At 67.2% G+C, this 15,560-nt stretch carries 14 protein-coding genes; 9 read left to right on the top strand and 5 right to left on the bottom strand.

The annotated features are described in order from the left end of the window. The first annotated feature begins 37 nt into the window (after positions 1-37). From BBTA_RS09000 to BBTA_RS09020, 5 genes are read left to right on the top strand one after another with little or no spacing between them, the layout of a single operon-like run. Positions 38-1,168, top strand: coding sequence for an FAD-dependent oxidoreductase (locus BBTA_RS09000; RefSeq protein ID WP_012042159.1), 1,131 nt, complete (start codon positions 38-40; stop codon positions 1,166-1,168). A gap of 52 nt (positions 1,169-1,220) precedes the next feature. Then, positions 1,221-2,378 carry an MFS transporter gene (locus BBTA_RS09005; RefSeq protein ID WP_012042160.1) on the top strand — a complete coding sequence of 386 codons (1,158 nt, stop codon included), beginning with the start codon at positions 1,221-1,223 and terminating at the stop codon, positions 2,376-2,378. Positions 2,379-2,394: 16 nt separating this feature from the next. Then, entirely contained in the window at positions 2,395-2,970 is a 576-nt protein-coding gene (locus tag BBTA_RS09010) for a cupin domain-containing protein (protein ID WP_012042161.1), read from the top strand. Then, a complete protein-coding gene (locus BBTA_RS09015; protein WP_012042162.1) occupies positions 2,970-3,971 on the top strand; it encodes a fumarylacetoacetate hydrolase family protein in 1,002 nt (333 codons plus the stop codon). Before BBTA_RS09010 ends, BBTA_RS09015 begins: the two co-directional genes overlap by 1 nt. Positions 3,972-3,974: 3 nt before the next feature. After that, positions 3,975-4,901, top strand: coding sequence for an NAD-dependent epimerase/dehydratase family protein (locus BBTA_RS09020; RefSeq protein WP_012042163.1), 927 nt, complete (start codon positions 3,975-3,977; stop codon positions 4,899-4,901). A gap of 65 nt (positions 4,902-4,966) precedes the next feature. Here the strand turns inward: BBTA_RS09020 and BBTA_RS09025 are convergent, their stop codons facing one another. After that, positions 4,967-5,644, bottom strand: coding sequence for an XRE family transcriptional regulator (locus BBTA_RS09025; protein WP_012042164.1), 678 nt, complete (start codon positions 5,642-5,644; stop codon positions 4,967-4,969). Positions 5,645-5,899: 255 nt separating this feature from the next. Between BBTA_RS09025 and BBTA_RS09030 the strand changes: the two genes are divergently transcribed. The 4 genes from BBTA_RS09030 to glnT all read left to right on the top strand — a co-directional run bounded on the left by BBTA_RS09030 (position 5,900) and on the right by glnT (position 10,190). Next, entirely contained in the window at positions 5,900-6,793 is an 894-nt protein-coding gene (locus BBTA_RS09030) for a glutamine amidotransferase family protein (protein WP_012042165.1), read from the top strand. Continuing rightward, on the top strand, positions 6,793-7,476 hold the full coding sequence (locus tag BBTA_RS09035; protein WP_012042166.1) for a protein glxC: 684 nt from the start codon (positions 6,793-6,795) through the stop codon (positions 7,474-7,476). Before BBTA_RS09030 ends, BBTA_RS09035 begins: the two co-directional genes overlap by 1 nt. Before the next feature lie 10 nt (positions 7,477-7,486). Further along, positions 7,487-8,812, top strand: coding sequence for an FMN-binding glutamate synthase family protein (locus BBTA_RS09040; protein ID WP_012042167.1), 1,326 nt, complete (start codon positions 7,487-7,489; stop codon positions 8,810-8,812). 79 nt (positions 8,813-8,891) lie between these two features. Further along, a complete protein-coding gene (glnT, locus tag BBTA_RS09045) occupies positions 8,892-10,190 on the top strand; it encodes a type III glutamate--ammonia ligase (RefSeq protein ID WP_012042168.1) in 1,299 nt (432 codons plus the stop codon). Between the two features lie 233 nt (positions 10,191-10,423). Here glnT and BBTA_RS09050 read toward each other — a convergent pair whose 3' ends face one another. The 4 genes from BBTA_RS09050 to BBTA_RS09065 are packed head-to-tail and all read right to left on the bottom strand — an operon-like array spanning position 10,424 to position 15,516. Continuing rightward, positions 10,424-11,026 (bottom strand): sarcosine oxidase subunit gamma, encoded by a 603-nt coding sequence (locus tag BBTA_RS09050; RefSeq protein WP_012042169.1) that lies wholly within the window; start codon positions 11,024-11,026, stop codon positions 10,424-10,426. Next, positions 11,019-13,997 (bottom strand): sarcosine oxidase subunit alpha family protein, encoded by a 2,979-nt coding sequence (locus BBTA_RS09055; RefSeq protein ID WP_012042170.1) that lies wholly within the window; start codon positions 13,995-13,997, stop codon positions 11,019-11,021. Before BBTA_RS09055 ends, BBTA_RS09050 begins: the two co-directional genes overlap by 8 nt. Next, the gene (locus BBTA_RS09060; RefSeq protein ID WP_012042171.1) at positions 13,994-14,257 is read right to left on the bottom strand and encodes a sarcosine oxidase subunit delta; all 264 of its coding nucleotides are present in this window, start codon (positions 14,255-14,257) and stop codon (positions 13,994-13,996) included. The genes BBTA_RS09055 and BBTA_RS09060 overlap by 4 nt, the downstream gene beginning before the upstream one ends. Positions 14,258-14,265: 8 nt before the next feature. Further along, positions 14,266-15,516: a sarcosine oxidase subunit beta family protein gene (locus tag BBTA_RS09065; RefSeq protein WP_012042172.1), complete on the bottom strand. Its 1,251-nt coding sequence runs from the start codon at positions 15,514-15,516 to the stop codon at positions 14,266-14,268. Between the last annotated feature and the right edge of the window lie 44 nt (positions 15,517-15,560).

The raw sequence follows: 15,560 nt of genomic DNA on the forward strand, positions 1-15,560 counted from the left end.
CGCCCGGAAGGGCGGACTGCAGAGGGAGGAGGGCGCCATGGCAGTGGTGAGCAGGGTGCTGACGATCGGCGGCGGCTTTTCCGGCATGGCCGCGTCGATTCAGATGCGCAAGGCCGGCATCGACGTCGATCTCGTCGAGGTCGATGCCAATTGGCGGCCGGAGGGCGCCGGCATCACGGTGAGCGGGCCGACCTTGCGCGCGCTGGAGACGCTCGGCGTGTTCGCGGAATTCGCGCGGCGCGGCTACACAGCGGATGGCGTTGACCTGGTCACGCCGGCAGGCCATCGGATCGGCGAGATCCCGACACCGAAGACCGTTGGATCGGATGTGCCCGGCGGCGGCGGCATCATGCGGCCGGAGCTCGGCCGCATCCTCGCCGATGCGACGCGTGCCGCGTGCGTTCACGTGCGGGTCGGATGCACCTACACGCAGATCACGCAGCACGACGGCGATGTCGCGGTCACCTTCACCGATGGCACGACCGGCCACTATGATCTCGTCGTGGTCGCCGACGGCGTCCATTCGAAGACCCGTGCGCTGCTGTTTCCCGAGATCAAGCCGCCACAATATATCGGGCAGGTGGTTTGGCGCGCCGTGTTGCCGCGGCCCGCCGAGATCGTACGTCCGCGAATCTGGCTTGGTGGGGCGGTGAAGGTCGGCGTCAACCCGGTGTCGCCGAGCCACATGTACATGTTCATCACCGAGGCGCGGCCGGAGAAGCTGCAGGCTGAGCGCGCGTCATGGCCGCAACTGGTTGCCGACATGCTCGCGCCGTTCGGCGATCCCGTGCTGGTGGCGCTGGGTCCGCATCTGTTCACCCTGGATGCTCAGATCGATTATCGGCCGCTCGCCAACCTGCTGGTGCCGGCGCCGTGGAATCGCGGCCGCGTCATCATGATCGGCGATACGGTGGCGGCGACCACGCCGCATCTCGCCTCGGGCGCAGGCATCGGCATCGAGAGCGGCATCGTGCTGGCCGAGGAGCTCGCACGCGCCGCGACCTTGCAGCAGGCGTTCGACCGCTTCCATGCGCGGCGCTGGGAGCGCTGCCGCATGGTGATCGAGAACTCCGCGCAACTCTGCCGCATCGAGATGGAGAATGGCGACAAGGCGGAGCACGCCAGGATCATGCGCGAGTCCACGATCGCGCTGCTGCAGCCGATCTGAGCGGGCAACACCATCAACGAACAACAACATCAACGGGGAGGAAGCCATGACGGTGACGACGGAAACTTGGCGCGGGCGCATCGCCCTGATGGTCGCGCATTGCGCCGGGATGGTCGATCTCGTCGCGCTCCCGGTCTGGGTGGGCGCGCTGATCGAGCGCTATCGGTTCAGTCCGCAGCAGGCCGGCCTTCTGGCCACGCTGTTCCTGCTCGGTGCCGTGCTCAGCAGCCTAGTGTTTGCACCGCGCTTCAACCGGATGAACGCCCGGCTGGCGGCAACTGCCGGATACGCCGTGGCCGCGCTGGTGTTCCTGGCCGCCAGCCAGACGTCGGAGTTTGCGTTGCTCGCGATGCTGCACGCGCTGGCCGGCGCGACGGCGGCCTGCGGGCTCAGCTTCACCCATGGTACGATCGCCCGCAGTGCCAATCCGCACCGGCTGTTCGCCATTGTCGGAATGGCGCTCGGTGTGTTCGCCATTCTCTTTCTCGGCATGACGCCCAATCTCGTGGCGCGCTTCGGCGGGGCTGCGCTGTTTGTGGTGTTCGCCGGCGTGATGGCGGTCGCGGCGCTGGCGGCGGCGCTGGCCTTTCCGAAGGGCGTGGTGCGCAGCGACGAGGATCTCATCGCCGAGGTGAGCCATCTTCCCCGCGCCGTATGGTTCGGCATCGCCGGCATCAGCTGCATGGCGCTGACGCAGGCGATGCTGTTCAGCTTCATCGAGCGGATCGGGGCCGACCGCGGCTTCGGTGTCGAGGCGGTCACCGGCGTGCTGATTGCGCTCGGCTTCGTCAACCTGCTGCCGGCGCCGCTTGCCGCCGTTCTGGAGCGGCGGCTGCCGGCCCGATACGTGCTGCTGGCCGGGCCCGTCTGTCAGGCGCTGATCGCCGTGACGATCACCTTCGGCTCGGGCTTCCTGACCTATGCTGTGCCGACCGCGATCTTTGCCGCGGTCATGATCTTCACCCACACCTTCGCGTTCGGGCTGTTGTCGCGCCTCGACCCCACCGCGCGGGCGCTCGCCGGCACGCCGGCGATGCTGATGATCGGCGCCGCGATCGGCCCCATCCTCGGCGGCACCTTGGTGCAGCTGTTCGGCTATCCCGCGCTCGGGCTCGGCGCCGTCATCATCTCGTCCATCGCCGCCGTGATGTTCTCACGTGTGTTTGCCGCGCGCGGCGCGGTGACCGCTGCCTCTCTCGAAATTGCCTGATCAGGAGACCTGTTGCATGACCCTTCCGCAAATCCGCCGCGTCGTCACCGGACACGACCAGCAGGGCGCCGCCGTGATCTCGTCCGACGGCGCCTTGCCGACCGTCACCGAGTTGGCGGCGATCCCCGGCACCTTCTTCCACGAGGTCTGGAGCACGCAGGCGACGCCGGCGCCGATCGACAATGGTCCGGATCCGACGATCGGGCCGCTCAAGCTGCCACCGCCGACGCATGGCAGCCGCATCCGCTTCGTCGACATTCCGCCGGACACCGAGGACTTTCTCCGCAACGGCGCGACGCGCATGAAGGCCGCGTTCAGCCAGATCGGCGATCCGCACGCCTCAACCGTGACGACGGAGTCACCGCATCCGCTGATGCACCGCACCGAGACGATCGACTACGGCATCGTGATCTCCGGCGAGATCACGCTGGTGCTCGACAAGGGCACGGCGGACCTCAAGGCCGGCGACGTCGTGATCCAGCGCGGCACCAATCACGCCTGGGCCAATCGCAGCGACAAACCGTGCCGGATGCTGTTCATCCTGGTCGACGGCAAGTTCGGTCCGGAAGCCAACCCGACCAAGGCCAGCTGATGAGACTCGCAACCTATCGGAACGGCAGCCCCGATGGCGGCCTGCTCATCGTCTCCCGGGATCAGGCGCGCGCGTGCAATGCCAGCGCCATCGCACCGGATCTGCTGACGGCGCTGCGGAATTGGCAGCAGGTCGAGCCGGCGTTGCGCCGGCTCGCCGAGAGCCTCGAGGATGGATCGGCTGCCGATGTGATGGCGTTCGATCCCACGCGATGCCTTGCACCGCTGCCGCGCGCACCGCAATGGCTGGATGGCTCGGCCTTCCTGAATCACGGACGGCTGATGGATGTCGCCTTCAACAAGCCGCCGATCCCCGACTTCGACACCATCCCGGTGATGTACCAGGGCGCCAGCGACGATTTCCTCGGGCCGCAGGCCGACGTGCCCTTCGTGACGGAGGCGGATGGCATCGACTTCGAGGGCGAGTTCGGCGTCATCGTCGATGATGTGCCGATGGCCGTGTCGCCAGAGCAGGCCGCGCAACGGATTCGGCTGCTGGTTCAGATCAATGATTGGAGCCTGCGCGCGGTCGGTGCGCGCGAGGTGCGCACCGGCTTCGGCTTCCTGCAGGCGAAGCCCTCGACGAGCTTCGCGCCGATGGCGGTGACTCCGGACGAGGTCGGCGACGCCTGGCGTGACGGCCGGCTCGACATGGCCCTCCATGTTCACCGCAATGGCGAGCGGATCGGCGCGGCCTCAGGCCGCGAGATGGCGTTCTCGTTTCCGCAACTCATCGCCCATGCCGCCCGGACGCGGCGGTTGACGGCCGGCACGATCATCGGCTCGGGCACGGTGTCGAATGCCGATCGCGCCGCCGGATCGAGTTGCCTGGCTGAGGTCAGGGCGATCGAGATGATCGAACGCGGCGAGGCGCGCACGCCCTTCCTGCGCTTCGGTGACGAGGTGACCATGCAGGCCTGCTTCGCCGATGGCCGGGGAGGCCCGTTCGGACGCATCGCGCAGCGCGTGGTTCGTGCGGCGAGCACCGATCGGCCGGAGTGAGCGATGCGTATTCTGGTCACGGGTGCCGCGGGCTTCATTGGCCGTGCGCTGCTGCAACGGCTGCTGGTCGATACGGACGGGGCCGACATCACCGGGCTCGATCTCGTCGCAGCGCCGCCGGAAGCGTTGGGTGCGCGTCTGTCCTGGATCAGCGGCGGCCTGGACGACCGCGCCGTGCTGGAGCAACTCGGCGCTGCGTCGTTCGACCGCGTGTTCCATCTCGCCAGCGTGCCCGGCGGCCGCGCCGAGGTCGAGCCTGCGCTCGGTCGCCGCGTCAATCTGGATGCGTCGCTCGATCTCCTGCAGTTGCTGGCCCAGCATGGCAACCGGCCGCGCGTGGTCTATGCCAGCAGCATCGCCGTCTATGGCGCGCTGTCCGGCGCGCCGGTCAGCGCGCAGACGGAGGCGCGGCCCCTGATCAGCTATGGCGCGCACAAGCGGATGGTGGAGATCGCGCTCGCCGATCACACCAGGCGCGGAGAGCTGTCAGGCATCGCGCTGCGGCTGCCCGGCATCGTCGCAAGGCCGCGACCGGTGAGCGGCTTCGGCTCCGCCTTCATGAGCGAACTGCTGCATGCGGTGTCCGCGGGCGAGAGCTATGCCTGCCCGGTGTCACGGGACGCGACCGCCTGGTGGCTGTCGGCCAAAGTCGCGGTCGACAATCTCATCCGCGCCGGCGAGATTGATGTCTGCGGCACTCTGCAACTCCCGGCGCTTCGACTTTCGATCGCCGAGGTGATGGCAGGCTTGGCGCAGCTCTATGGCGCTGAGCGGCCCGCGCGCGTGACGTTCGATCCTGACGACAGCATCGAGAAGGTGTTCGGACGCTTTCCAATGCTGGAGGTTGATGCCGAGTTGGCGTTGGGCTTCGCCCATGATGGATCGGCGGCGGAGATGATCACGAATGCGCTCCGCGCCGGTTACATCTGAGAGAAGGTCGAAGCCGCTGCGGCGCGCGAAGCTCGCCTCGAGCGCGCGACCGCGCTGTGCCGCCGCTAACGGGCGCGTCGGGGATAGATGATCACCGAGAGATAGGTCATCGGCGCCTTGATCAACTCCTCGGGGCCGTGACGCGCTGCGGCGTCGAAGAACAGGGCGTCGCCGGGCTCCAGCAGATACAGCCGGTCGGCATGGCGATAGCGCACCTTTCCGCTCAGCATGTAGATGAACTCGACGCCGGCGTGGCGGAAATCCGTGTAAGGAACGGCGTCGCCCTTCAGCGTGATCAGATAGGGTTCGACCACCACGTCGCCGCCGAGCGAGTGGCCGAGCAGATCGTAGAGATGGCCGGCCTTGGTGCCGCGGCGCTCGATGCGAACGCCCTGGCCGGCCTTGACGAAGGAACAGTCGCGCTCCTCGCCATTCTCGCGGAACAGTCGCGCGATCGGCACGTTCAGCGCCTTGGCGAGCGCCGACAGTGTCGCCAGTGACGGCGAGATCGAGCCGTTCTCGATCTTGGACAGCATGCCGGCCGAGATGCCGGCCGCCGCGCCCAGTTCTGATACGGTGAGATCGAGGTCCTTGCGCAAGCGGCGCACCTCGGCGCCGATCTCCGACTCCAGGGTTGGCGTGGCGTCCTTCGGCGCGAGCGATCCTGTCAGCAGCTCGGGCTCCGCGCGGGACGTCTCGGCCTTGCTGTCCTTCCTGGGATGCTTCGCGGCACCTTTCGCCACAGGAAACCTCGTTTGCTTCTCGGCGGCCTCGCAGCAGCGCTGACCCTATGACGTCTATACGCCGCAGCGGGCGTCGCGGCCAGTACAAGCGCCCATTTTCAGGTTCTCTCGATCCGCACCAAGCCCGCCTGCCGGTCCACGTCTGAACTTTCCTGAAGTGAACAAAAGTTTCTTGACGAGAATTGCTGCTGGGCTATCCTGACGGTCGGACGGGGCGCTCAGCCCGTCCCACAATGATGTGGATCGGAGCGGCGCATGTGCGGAATCGTCGGGCTGTTTCTGAAAGCTCCCCGGTTGGAGCGGGAGCTCGGCGCGTTGCTCAGCGAGATGCTTGTCGTCATGAGCGATCGCGGACCCGACAGTGCCGGCTTCGCGGTCTACGGCGATCGCACGCAGGGCCGCGTTAAACTCACCATCTCCGGTGCCGACGAGGACGTTTTGCGGCGTGCCGTGGCCGAGCTCGGCAAGGCGATCAATGAAACGCCGGCGGTGACCCTGCACGATACCCATGCCGTGTTGTCGATCTGCTTCGACAAGGAGAAGGCGGCGCGCGCCTTCATCGAGGGACATGACGACATCAGCTTCGTCGGCGCCGGCGCGCGCATGGAGCTCTACAAGGAGGTCGGTCGGCCCGAGCAGGTGACGCAGCGCTTCGGCCTGCCGCGTATGGCCGGCAGCCATGGTATCGGCCACACCCGCATGGCGACGGAATCGGCGGTGACGACGCGTGGCGCGCATCCATTCTCGACCGGGCTCGATCAATGTCTCGTGCACAATGGCTCGCTGTCGAACCATAATGGCGTCCGGCGCATGCTGCAGCGGGAGGGCATGCGCTTTGCCACTGAGAACGACACCGAGGTTGCGGCGGGCTATCTGAGCTGGCGGATCCGCGAGGGCGCCTCGCTGAAGCAGGCGCTCACCGACAGCCTGTCCGATCTCGATGGCTTCTACACCTTCGTGGTCGGCACCGAGACCGGCTTCGCCGTGCTGCGCGACCCGATCTCCTGCAAGCCCGCAGTGATGGCCGAGACCGACGATTACGTGGCGTTCGGCTCGGAGTATCGCGCGCTCGCTGGCCTGCCCGGGGTCGACAAGGCGCATATCTTCGAGCCCGAGCCGGCCACGGTCTATGCCTGGGAGCGGCGCTGATGCCGAGCTTCGATCTTGCGAGAGCGCCGCTGCGCGAACTGAACGCTGCGCTTCATGCGCTGTCGCCCACCACCAACGAGACGCATTGGATCGTCAGCAATCCCTCAGGCAAGCACGCGGTCGCCTGCGGGCTCGACGCCCCGGTCACCGTCGAGATCGACGGTCACGTCGGCTACTATTGTGCCGGCATGAACAAGGCTGCCACCGTCGTGATTTCAGGCAATGCCGGCGTCGGCGTCGCCGAGAACATGATGTCCGGCGAGGTTCGCGTCAAAGGCGACGCCAGCCAATCGGCCGGCGCCACCGGCTGCGGCGGGCTGCTGGTGATCGAGGGCAATGCCTCGGCGCGCTGTGGCATCTCGATGAAGGGCATCGACATTGTCGTGAAAGGCTCGATCGGGCCGATGAGTGCGTTCATGGCCCAGGCGGGCAATCTGGTCGTGCTCGGCGACGCCGGCGATGCGCTCGGCGATTCGATCTATGAGGCCCGATTGTTCGTGCGTGGCCGCGTCGCCAGCCTGGGCGCCGACTGCATCGAGAAGCCGATGACGGAGGAAGACCGCGCGATCCTCGCGGCCGTGCTGAAGCGGGCCGGCGTCGAGGCGCGCGCCGATGACTTCAAGCTCTATGGCTCGGCGCGGCGCCTCTATCACTTCCACATCGACAATGTCGACGCCTATTGAGGCCATCACGATGTCCGTGCCTCCACATCGCACCCCGCCGCGTTTCTCCGCGACCTTCAACCCGAACGTGATCGCCGAGATCCAGCGGGCTGCAGCAACCGGCATTTACGATATCCGCGGCGGCGGCGCCAAGCGCGCGCTGCCGCATTTCGACGATCTCCTGTTCCTGGGCGCCTCGATCTCGCGCTATCCGCTGGAGGGCTATCGCGAGAAATGCGGCACCGACGTCACGCTCGGCACGCGCTTCGCGAGGAAGCCGATCAAGCTGAAGATCCCGGTGACCGTCGCCGGCATGAGCTTCGGCTCATTGTCCGGTCCGGCCAAGGAGGCATTGGGGCGCGGCGCCTCCGCAGCCGGCACCTCGACCACCACGGGCGACGGCGGCATGACGCCGGAGGAGCGCGGCCACTCGTCGATCCTGGTCTATCAATATCTGCCGTCGCGCTACGGCATGAATCCCGATGATCTGCGCAAAGCGGATGCGATCGAGATCGTGATCGGGCAGGGCGCCAAGCCCGGCGGCGGCGGCATGCTGCTCGGGCAGAAGATCTCGCCACGCGTCGCCAAGATGCGCACATTGCCCGAGGGCATCGACCAGCGCTCGGCCTGCCGCCACCCGGACTGGACCGGACCCGACGATCTCGAGATCAAGATCGAGGAGCTGCGCGAGATCACCGATTGGGAGAAGCCGATCTACGTCAAGGTCGGCGCCAGCCGTCCCTATTACGACACGGCGCTGGCGGCGAAGTCCGGTGCCGATGTCATCGTGCTCGACGGCATGCAGGGCGGCACCGCCGCGACCCAGGACGTCTTCATCGAACATGTCGGGCTGCCCACGCTCGCCGCGATCCGGCCCGCCGTGCAGGCGCTGCAGGATCTCGGTCTGCATCGCAAGCTGCAGCTGATCGTCTCCGGTGGCATCCGCACCGGCGCCGATGTCGCCAAGGCGCTCGCGCTCGGCGCCGACGCGGTCTCGATCGGCACCGCGGCGCTGATCGCGCTCGGCGACAATGATCCGCAATGGGAGGCCGAGTATCAGAAGCTCGGCACCACCGCCGGCGCCTATGATGATTGGCAGGAAGGTCTCGATCCCGCGGGGATCACGACCCAGGATCCCGTGCTGGCCGCGCGGCTCGATCCGGTCAAGGCCGGCCGCCGGCTCGCTAACTATCTCTCGGTGCTGACGTTGGAGGCGCAGACGATCGCGCGGGCCTGCGGCAAGAGTCATCTGCATAATCTTGAGCCGGAGGATCTCGTCGCCTTGACGATCGAGGCGGCGGCGATGGCCGGCGTGCCGCTCGCCGGCACCAACTGGATTCCGGGACGCGACAAATAGGCTGGCAGCGCTGCGCGCGCCGCCGACGCGATCGACGGATGGACGATGCCGGGGTCTTCAAGGACTCAAAGAGGGAATCATGTCGAGTAGCCTCCATGCCGTCGCCTGTGAGCGCGGCATCAAATATTTCCTGATCTCTTATACCGACCTGTTCGGCGTGCAGCGCGCCAAGCTGGTGCCGGCGGCGGCGATCGACGGCATGGTGAAGACCGGCGCTGGCTTCGCAGGCTTCGCGACCTGGCTCGACATGACCCCGGCCGATCCCGACGTGTTCGCGATGCCCGATCCGGCGAGCCTGATCCAGCTGCCGTGGAAGCCGGAGGTCGGCTGGCTCGCGGCCGATCCCTGGATGAACGGCAAGCCGGTGGCACATGCGCCGCGAAACCTGCTCAAGCGCATGGTCGCCGATGCGGCGGCGCAGGGCTATGAGCTGAAATCCGGTGTCGAATGCGAGTTCTTCCTGATCACCGCCGACGGCAGTGCGCCGTCCGATGTCGCGGACAAGCAGTCGAAGCCGTGCTACGACCAGCAGGCCCTGATGCGGCGCTACGAGGTGATCGCCGAGATTTGCGACGCCATGCTGGCGCTGGGCTGGAAGCCGTATCAGAACGATCACGAGGACGCTAACGGCCAGTTCGAGATGAACTGGGAGTTCGACACCGCGCTGACGACCGCCGATCGCCACGCCTTCTTCAAATATATGGTGCGCTCGATCGCCGAGAAGCACGGGCTGCGCGCCACCTTCATGCCGAAGCCGTTCGTCGATCTCACCGGCAATGGCTGCCATGCCCATGTCTCGGTGTGGAAGGACGGCCGCAATCTGTTCGAGGACGAGGCCGGCGAGCTCGGCGTGTCCGAATTGGGCTATCAGTTCCTCGGCGGTATCATGCATTCGGCCGATGCGCTGGCCGCGCTGTTCAACCCGACCGTCAACTCCTACAAGCGCATCAATGCGGCGAGGACGACATCGGGCGCGACCTGGGCGCCGAACTCGGTGACCTATTCCGGCAACAACCGGACCCATCTGATCCGCATTCCCGAAGCCGGCCGCTTCGAGGTCCGCCTCGCCGATGGTGCCGCCAATCCCTATCTGTTGCAGGCCGGGCTGCTCGCCGCCGGCCTCGACGGCATCGCCAATGATCGCGACCCGGGCCCGCGCCTCGACATCAACATGTATACCGACGGCCACGCCGTAAAGACCGGCAAGAAGCTGCCGCTCAACCTGCTCGATGCGATCCGCGCGCTGCAGGCCTCGCCGGTCATGGCCGAAAAGCTCGGCGATTTCATTCCCTGCTACGTCAAGCTCAAGACCGAGGAGTGGAACGCTTATGCGCGCCATTTGACGGAGTGGGAGCGCGAAACGACGTTGGATTGCTAAGTGGCCGCTGTCGTTCGCATGACGATGTGCAAGTGAGCCCAGATCGCCCCGCGCGCCATTGCGAGGAGCGAAGCGACGAAGCAATCCAGACTGTCTCCGCAGAATGATTCGGGATTGCTTCGCTACGCTCGCAATGACGCGGTGAGAGCGGAGTGTTAGTTCCCAGGCTGTGCAAAGTCATCGGGCGGCATCAGCCGCGCGAAGGCGTGGCCACCGATTGTCGCACGGATGCTCTAGGACGGCCTCACCTCGCAGCCGAACTCCGCCGCCGCCTCCGAGAACCAATGCCAGAAGCTGCGGGACAGGCTGCGGAACACGGCGATGTCGAACGAGGCGCATCCGTCCTGGTCCTCGTTGCGCCAGATGATGGCGCCGATATGTGCGGCCACCGTCGTGGCTGCCGCTCCGGGCGGAAACGCGCGCTCATGCAGGTCGATCGGAAAGCCCTTGGCGAGCACGTCGCGGATGGCGGGGCCGCCGACGCGGAACACGACATAGCCGCCGCTCTGGTCGACGATGGAGGCGAGCGGGCCGATTGCGGCCTTCAAGGCCGTGGCCAGGCGATGGCTGCTGCCGTCGGCCATGCCGAGCCAATGCTGCGGACCGAGGCCTGCGAAGGCGATCGTGTCGGCGCTGGCCACGGCGGGGCGATCCGGCAGCATGACGCCGCAATATTGCCGGATCGCCTCGCGCAAGGCCGCCTCCTGGCCCTTGCGGGCCTGCAGCGTCGCCAGCCCGAGATCGGCTCGCTCGGTGATCGTGACCTGGCTGCCGGGCGGCGCGGGCGCGGCGTCGGCGAACGTGGCAGGTGACGACGACGGACTGTGCTCAGCCATGGAGCCGCGCTCCCTGTGGATCGATGAAGACCGGCGAGACGAGCTCGACCTCGGTATCGCCGTCGCGCACCGGATCATAGGCGCGCATGCGTTCGCCGTGTCGCGCCGGTCCACGCTTGACGAGGGCAAGGCCGATCCAATGCCCGAGCGCCGGCGAGAACGCGATCGACGTGACATAGCCCTCGTCGTTCTCTGTCGTCGGCGCTGCGCCCAGCGCGAGCATGTGAGCGCCAGCGCGTAGCCGCGCCATCGGATTGATCGGGCGCAGGCCGACGAGCGTCGGGCGGTCGGGATCGGTGAGGCCGGGCCGGTGCGCCAGCACGCGGCCGATGTAATCCTTTTTCTGCGACATCATCCGGCCGAGGCCGAGATCGGCGGCTGTTGTGGTGCCGTTGATCTCGTTACCGGCGACATGGCCCTTTTCGATGCGCATCACGCCGAGCGCCTCGGTGCCGTAGGGGATGATGCCGAACTCAGCGCCGGCTTCCATGATCGCGCGGATCGCCGCGTCGCCATATTGCGCCGGCACCGCGATCTCATAGCCGAGCTCGCCGGAGAATGAGACGCGGAACAGCCGCGCCGGCACGTCGCGCCAGGTGAACTCGACGCATCCGAGATACGGCAAAGCGGCATCGGAAACATCGACGACGTCGCCGAGCAGGCGGTCCAACAGCTGTCGGGCGCCGGGGCCCGCGATGGAATATTGCGACCATTGCTCGGTGACGGAGACGAGCTGCACGTCCAATTCGGGCCATAGCACCTGGCGCGCATGTTCCAGATGCTGCATGACCTTGGCGGCGTTCGCGGTTGTCGTCGACACCACATAATGATCTGGCGCGAAGCGGGCGGCCGTGCCGTCATCCATCACCAACCCGTCCTCCCGCAACATCACGCCATAGCGGGTCTTGCCCACCGGCAAGGTCGAGAACATGTTGATATAGACGCGGTCGAGGAAGGTGCCGGCATCGCTGCCCTGGACGTCGATCTTGCCGAGTGTCGAGACATCACAGACGCCGACCTTGCTGCGGACGTCGCGCACCTCGCGCGAGACGGTGGTGAGCCAGTCGGTTTCGCCCGGTTGCGCGAACCACTGCGCGCGCAGCCAAGCGCCTGCTTCGACGAAGCTCGCATTGCTCTGCTCGGCCCAGCCGTGTCCGGCCGTCAGGCGCGTCGGCCGGAAGTCGCGGCCGCGGTGATGGCCCGCGAGCGCGCCGATCGCGACCGGCGTCGCTGGCGCGCGGAACATCGTGGTGCCGATCTCGGCCATGCTGCGGCCCGTCAGTTCGGCCATCATCGCCTGGCCATTGATGTTCGAGGTCTTCCCCTGATCGGTCGCCATGCCCAGCGTGGTGTAGCGCTTGAGAAGCTCGACCGAGCGGAAGCCCTCGCGTGCGGCGAGCGCAACATCGGCGCTGGTGACGTCGTGCTGGAAATCGATGAAAGCCTTCGATGACGAGCCGAGATGCCAGAACGGCGCCAGCGCGATGGGCTCATCGTCCGCCCGCGGCGCCGGGGCGGCAGTGATAGCAAAACCCGTTGCCTCAGCGGCAGCGGTGCCGAGCGCCGTGCCCTGCCGCAGCGCCTCGGCGAGACCGAAGGCGCCCGCCGCTGCGCCCGCGACGCTCATGCCCGGCGGCAATGCATCCGGCACGAAGGCGGCATGGGCCTCGGACCAGCGCGGCCGATGTCCGAGATGCGTGGTCAGTGCGAGATGCGGCGACCAGCCGGCGGACATGGCCAGCAGGTCGACCGGCAAGCCTTGTTCTCGCCCATCCGCGCGCCGCAGCGTGATCGCCTGCAGGCCGCGGCGGCCGCCGCGCGTCTGGGTGACGTCGGCTCCGAGATGGACGGGAATCGCGAGCCGTGTTGCTTCGGCCCGGAGTTGCGGCGCGACCGTCGCTCGGTGATCGATGATGGCCGTCACTGTGACGCCGCTGCGCGCGAGGTCGAACGCGGTCGTCCAGGCGTCATCGCAGCCGGTATAGACCGCGGCCCGCCGTCCGGGCTTGACCGCGTAGCGGTTCAGATAGCTGCGTACGCCGGCGGCCATCATCACGCCGGGGCGGTCGTTCCCCCCGAACACGATCGGGCGCTCGATCGCGCCGCTCGCCAGCACCGCGCGCTTGGCGACGATCTTCCAATAGCGCTGCCGCGACTGATGCGGCTGCGGCTCGGCGAGATGATCGGACACCCGCTCGAGCGCGCCATAGGTGCCGCCATCATAGACGCCGAACACGCTTGTGCGACTGAGGATCCGGACATTCGGCAAAGCCTCGAGCTCGGCGGTGACGTGCCGCGCCCAGTCGGCGCCTGGCCGGCCATCGACCTCTCCGAGGTCGCTGTTGAGCCGCCCGCCGAGCGTGCAATCCTCGTCGCACAGCATGATGCGCGCGCCGCTGCGCCCGGCCGCCAGTGCCGCGGCAAGCCCGGCCGCCCCGCCGCCGATGATCAGGACGTCGCAGAAGGCGTTGATCTTCTCGTAAGTGTCGGGGTCGGCCTCGCCGCTGGCGCGGCCGAGACCGGCGGCCCGGCGGATCGCCGGCTCGTAGACCTTCTCCCAGAACGCGGCCGGCCACATGAAGGTCTTGTAGTAGAAGCCGGCGACGAACAGCGGCGACAGCAGCCAGTTGATCGCCCCGACATCGTAGCGCAGCGACGGCCAGCGGTTCTGGCTCCAGGCCTCGAGGCCGTCGAACAGCGCGATGGTGGTGGCGCGCGTGTTCGGCTCGCGACGGGCGCCAGCGCGCAGTTCGACCAGCGCGTTTGGCTCCTCGGGCCCTGCGGTCATGATGCCGCGCGGACGGTGATATTTGAAGGAGCGGCCGACGAGGCGAACATCATTGGCAAGCAGCGCCGAGGCCAGCGTATCGCCGGCATAGCCTCGATAGCTGCGGCCGTCGAAGCTGAAGCCGATGGTCTTGCTGCGATCAATCAGGCCGCCGGAGGCGAGCCGGTTGGAATCCGGCATCATGCCGCGCCTCGCGTGGCGAGCGCGGCGCCGAGCACCTCGTGGGTCCGGACGTCGCGGGTCACGATCAACCAGCTGCGGCAACCCTGTGCGTGATACCAGAGTTCGCGATGCGGGCCGGCGGGATTGTCGCGCAGATAGACGGCCTCAAAGAAGCGCCGCTGACCGTCGTCGGTGGCCGGATCAGGCCGCTTTGCGGTGTCGCCGTGATAGGCGAACTCGCTGACGTCGCGCTCGCCACAGAACGGGCAGGGAATTCGCATGGTTGGCCTCAGTGCAGATTTGGCTGCGCGCCCTGACCTTTTTCGTCGATCAGGTGGCCGGTTGCGAAACGGTCGAGGCGATAGGCGCTCGCGACCGGATGCGGCTCATCGCGCGCCAGCAGATGCGCGAAGCACCAGCCGGAGCCCGGCGTGGCCTTGAAGCCGCCATAGCACCAGCCGGCGTTGAGATAGAGTCCTTGCAGCGGCGTGCGGTCGATGATCGGCGAGCCGTCCATCGACATGTCGACGAGCCCGCCCCAGGAGCGCAGCATGCGCACGCGGCCGATCGCCGGCATCAGCGCCATGCCGCCCTCACAGACGTCCTCCACGGTCGGCAGATTGCCGCGCTGCGCATAGGAATTGTAGCCGTCGATATCGCCGCCGAAGACGAGCCCGCCTTTGTCGGACTGGCTGATGTAGAAATGACCGGCGCCGAAGGTGACCACGCCGGGGATCAGCGGCTTGATGGCTTCGGAGACGAAGGCCTGCAGCACGTGGCTTTCGATCGGCAGCCGCAGGCCGGCATACTCCGCGACCCGCGAGCTGCTGCCGGCAACCGCAAGCCCGACCTTGCCGGCCTGGATCGTGCCGCGCGTCGTGGTGACCCCGGTGATGCGATCGCCGTCACGCACGAAGCCGGTGACCTCGCAGTTCTGGATGATGTCGACGCCACGCGCGCTGGCGCCGCGGGCGTAGCCCCAGACGACCGCATCGTGCCGCGCGGTGCCGCCGCGCCGCTGCAGCAGGCCGCCCTTGATCGGAAAGCGCGCATTGTCAAAATCGAGAAATGGCAGCATGCGCCTGACGGCGTCGGCATCGAGCAGCTCGGCATCGGCGCCCGCCAGCCGCATCGCATTGCCGCGCCGGGCAAACGCATCGCGCTGCGCGTCGGAATGATAGAGGTTCAGCACGCCGCGCTGGCTGACCATGGTGTTGTAGTTCAGGTCCTGCTCCAGGCCCTCCCACAGCTTCATCGACCATTCGTAGAACGGCTCGTTGCCGGGCAGCAGATAATTGGAGCGGATGATCGTGGTGTTGCGGCCGGCATTGCCGGAGCCGATCCAGCCTTTTTCGAGCACGGCAATTTTGCGAATGCCGTGCTCCTTGGCGAGGTAATAGGCGGTGGCCAGCCCATGGCCGCCGCCGCCGACGATGATGATGTCGTAGCTCGCTTGCGGGGCGGCATCGCGCCAGACCGGCTGCCAGTCGCGATGGCCGCGCAGGGCTTGGCGGGCGAGAGAGAACAGCGAATAGCGCATGCGCCTTCGATCACCGGGTTGTCGCAGGCACAATGCGCTGCTAT

The organism is Bradyrhizobium sp. BTAi1 (assembly GCF_000015165.1).
Lineage (GTDB): Bacteria > Pseudomonadota > Alphaproteobacteria > Rhizobiales > Xanthobacteraceae > Bradyrhizobium > Bradyrhizobium denitrificans.

Bases quoted from the DNA above. Each gene is read 5' to 3' on its own strand.
- BBTA_RS09020 (WP_012042163.1), top strand. From the start codon at position 3,975: ATGCGTATTCTGGTCACGGGTGCCGCGGGCTTCATTGGCCGTGCGCTG.
- BBTA_RS09040 (WP_012042167.1), top strand. From the start codon at position 7,487: ATGTCCGTGCCTCCACATCGCACCCCGCCGCGTTTCTCCGCGACCTTC.
- BBTA_RS09000 (WP_012042159.1), top strand. From the start codon at position 38: ATGGCAGTGGTGAGCAGGGTGCTGACGATCGGCGGCGGCTTTTCCGGC.
- BBTA_RS09010 (WP_012042161.1), top strand. From the start codon at position 2,395: ATGACCCTTCCGCAAATCCGCCGCGTCGTCACCGGACACGACCAGCAG.
- BBTA_RS09055 (WP_012042170.1), bottom strand. From the start codon at position 13,997: ATGATGCCGGATTCCAACCGGCTCGCCTCCGGCGGCCTGATTGATCGC.
- BBTA_RS09035 (WP_012042166.1), top strand. From the start codon at position 6,793: ATGCCGAGCTTCGATCTTGCGAGAGCGCCGCTGCGCGAACTGAACGCT.
- BBTA_RS09060 (WP_012042171.1), bottom strand. From the start codon at position 14,257: ATGCGAATTCCCTGCCCGTTCTGTGGCGAGCGCGACGTCAGCGAGTTC.
- BBTA_RS09015 (WP_012042162.1), top strand. From the start codon at position 2,970: ATGAGACTCGCAACCTATCGGAACGGCAGCCCCGATGGCGGCCTGCTC.
- BBTA_RS09030 (WP_012042165.1), top strand. From the start codon at position 5,900: ATGTGCGGAATCGTCGGGCTGTTTCTGAAAGCTCCCCGGTTGGAGCGG.
- glnT (WP_012042168.1), top strand. From the start codon at position 8,892: ATGTCGAGTAGCCTCCATGCCGTCGCCTGTGAGCGCGGCATCAAATAT.
- BBTA_RS09065 (WP_012042172.1), bottom strand. From the start codon at position 15,516: ATGCGCTATTCGCTGTTCTCTCTCGCCCGCCAAGCCCTGCGCGGCCAT.
- BBTA_RS09050 (WP_012042169.1), bottom strand. From the start codon at position 11,026: ATGGCTGAGCACAGTCCGTCGTCGTCACCTGCCACGTTCGCCGACGCC.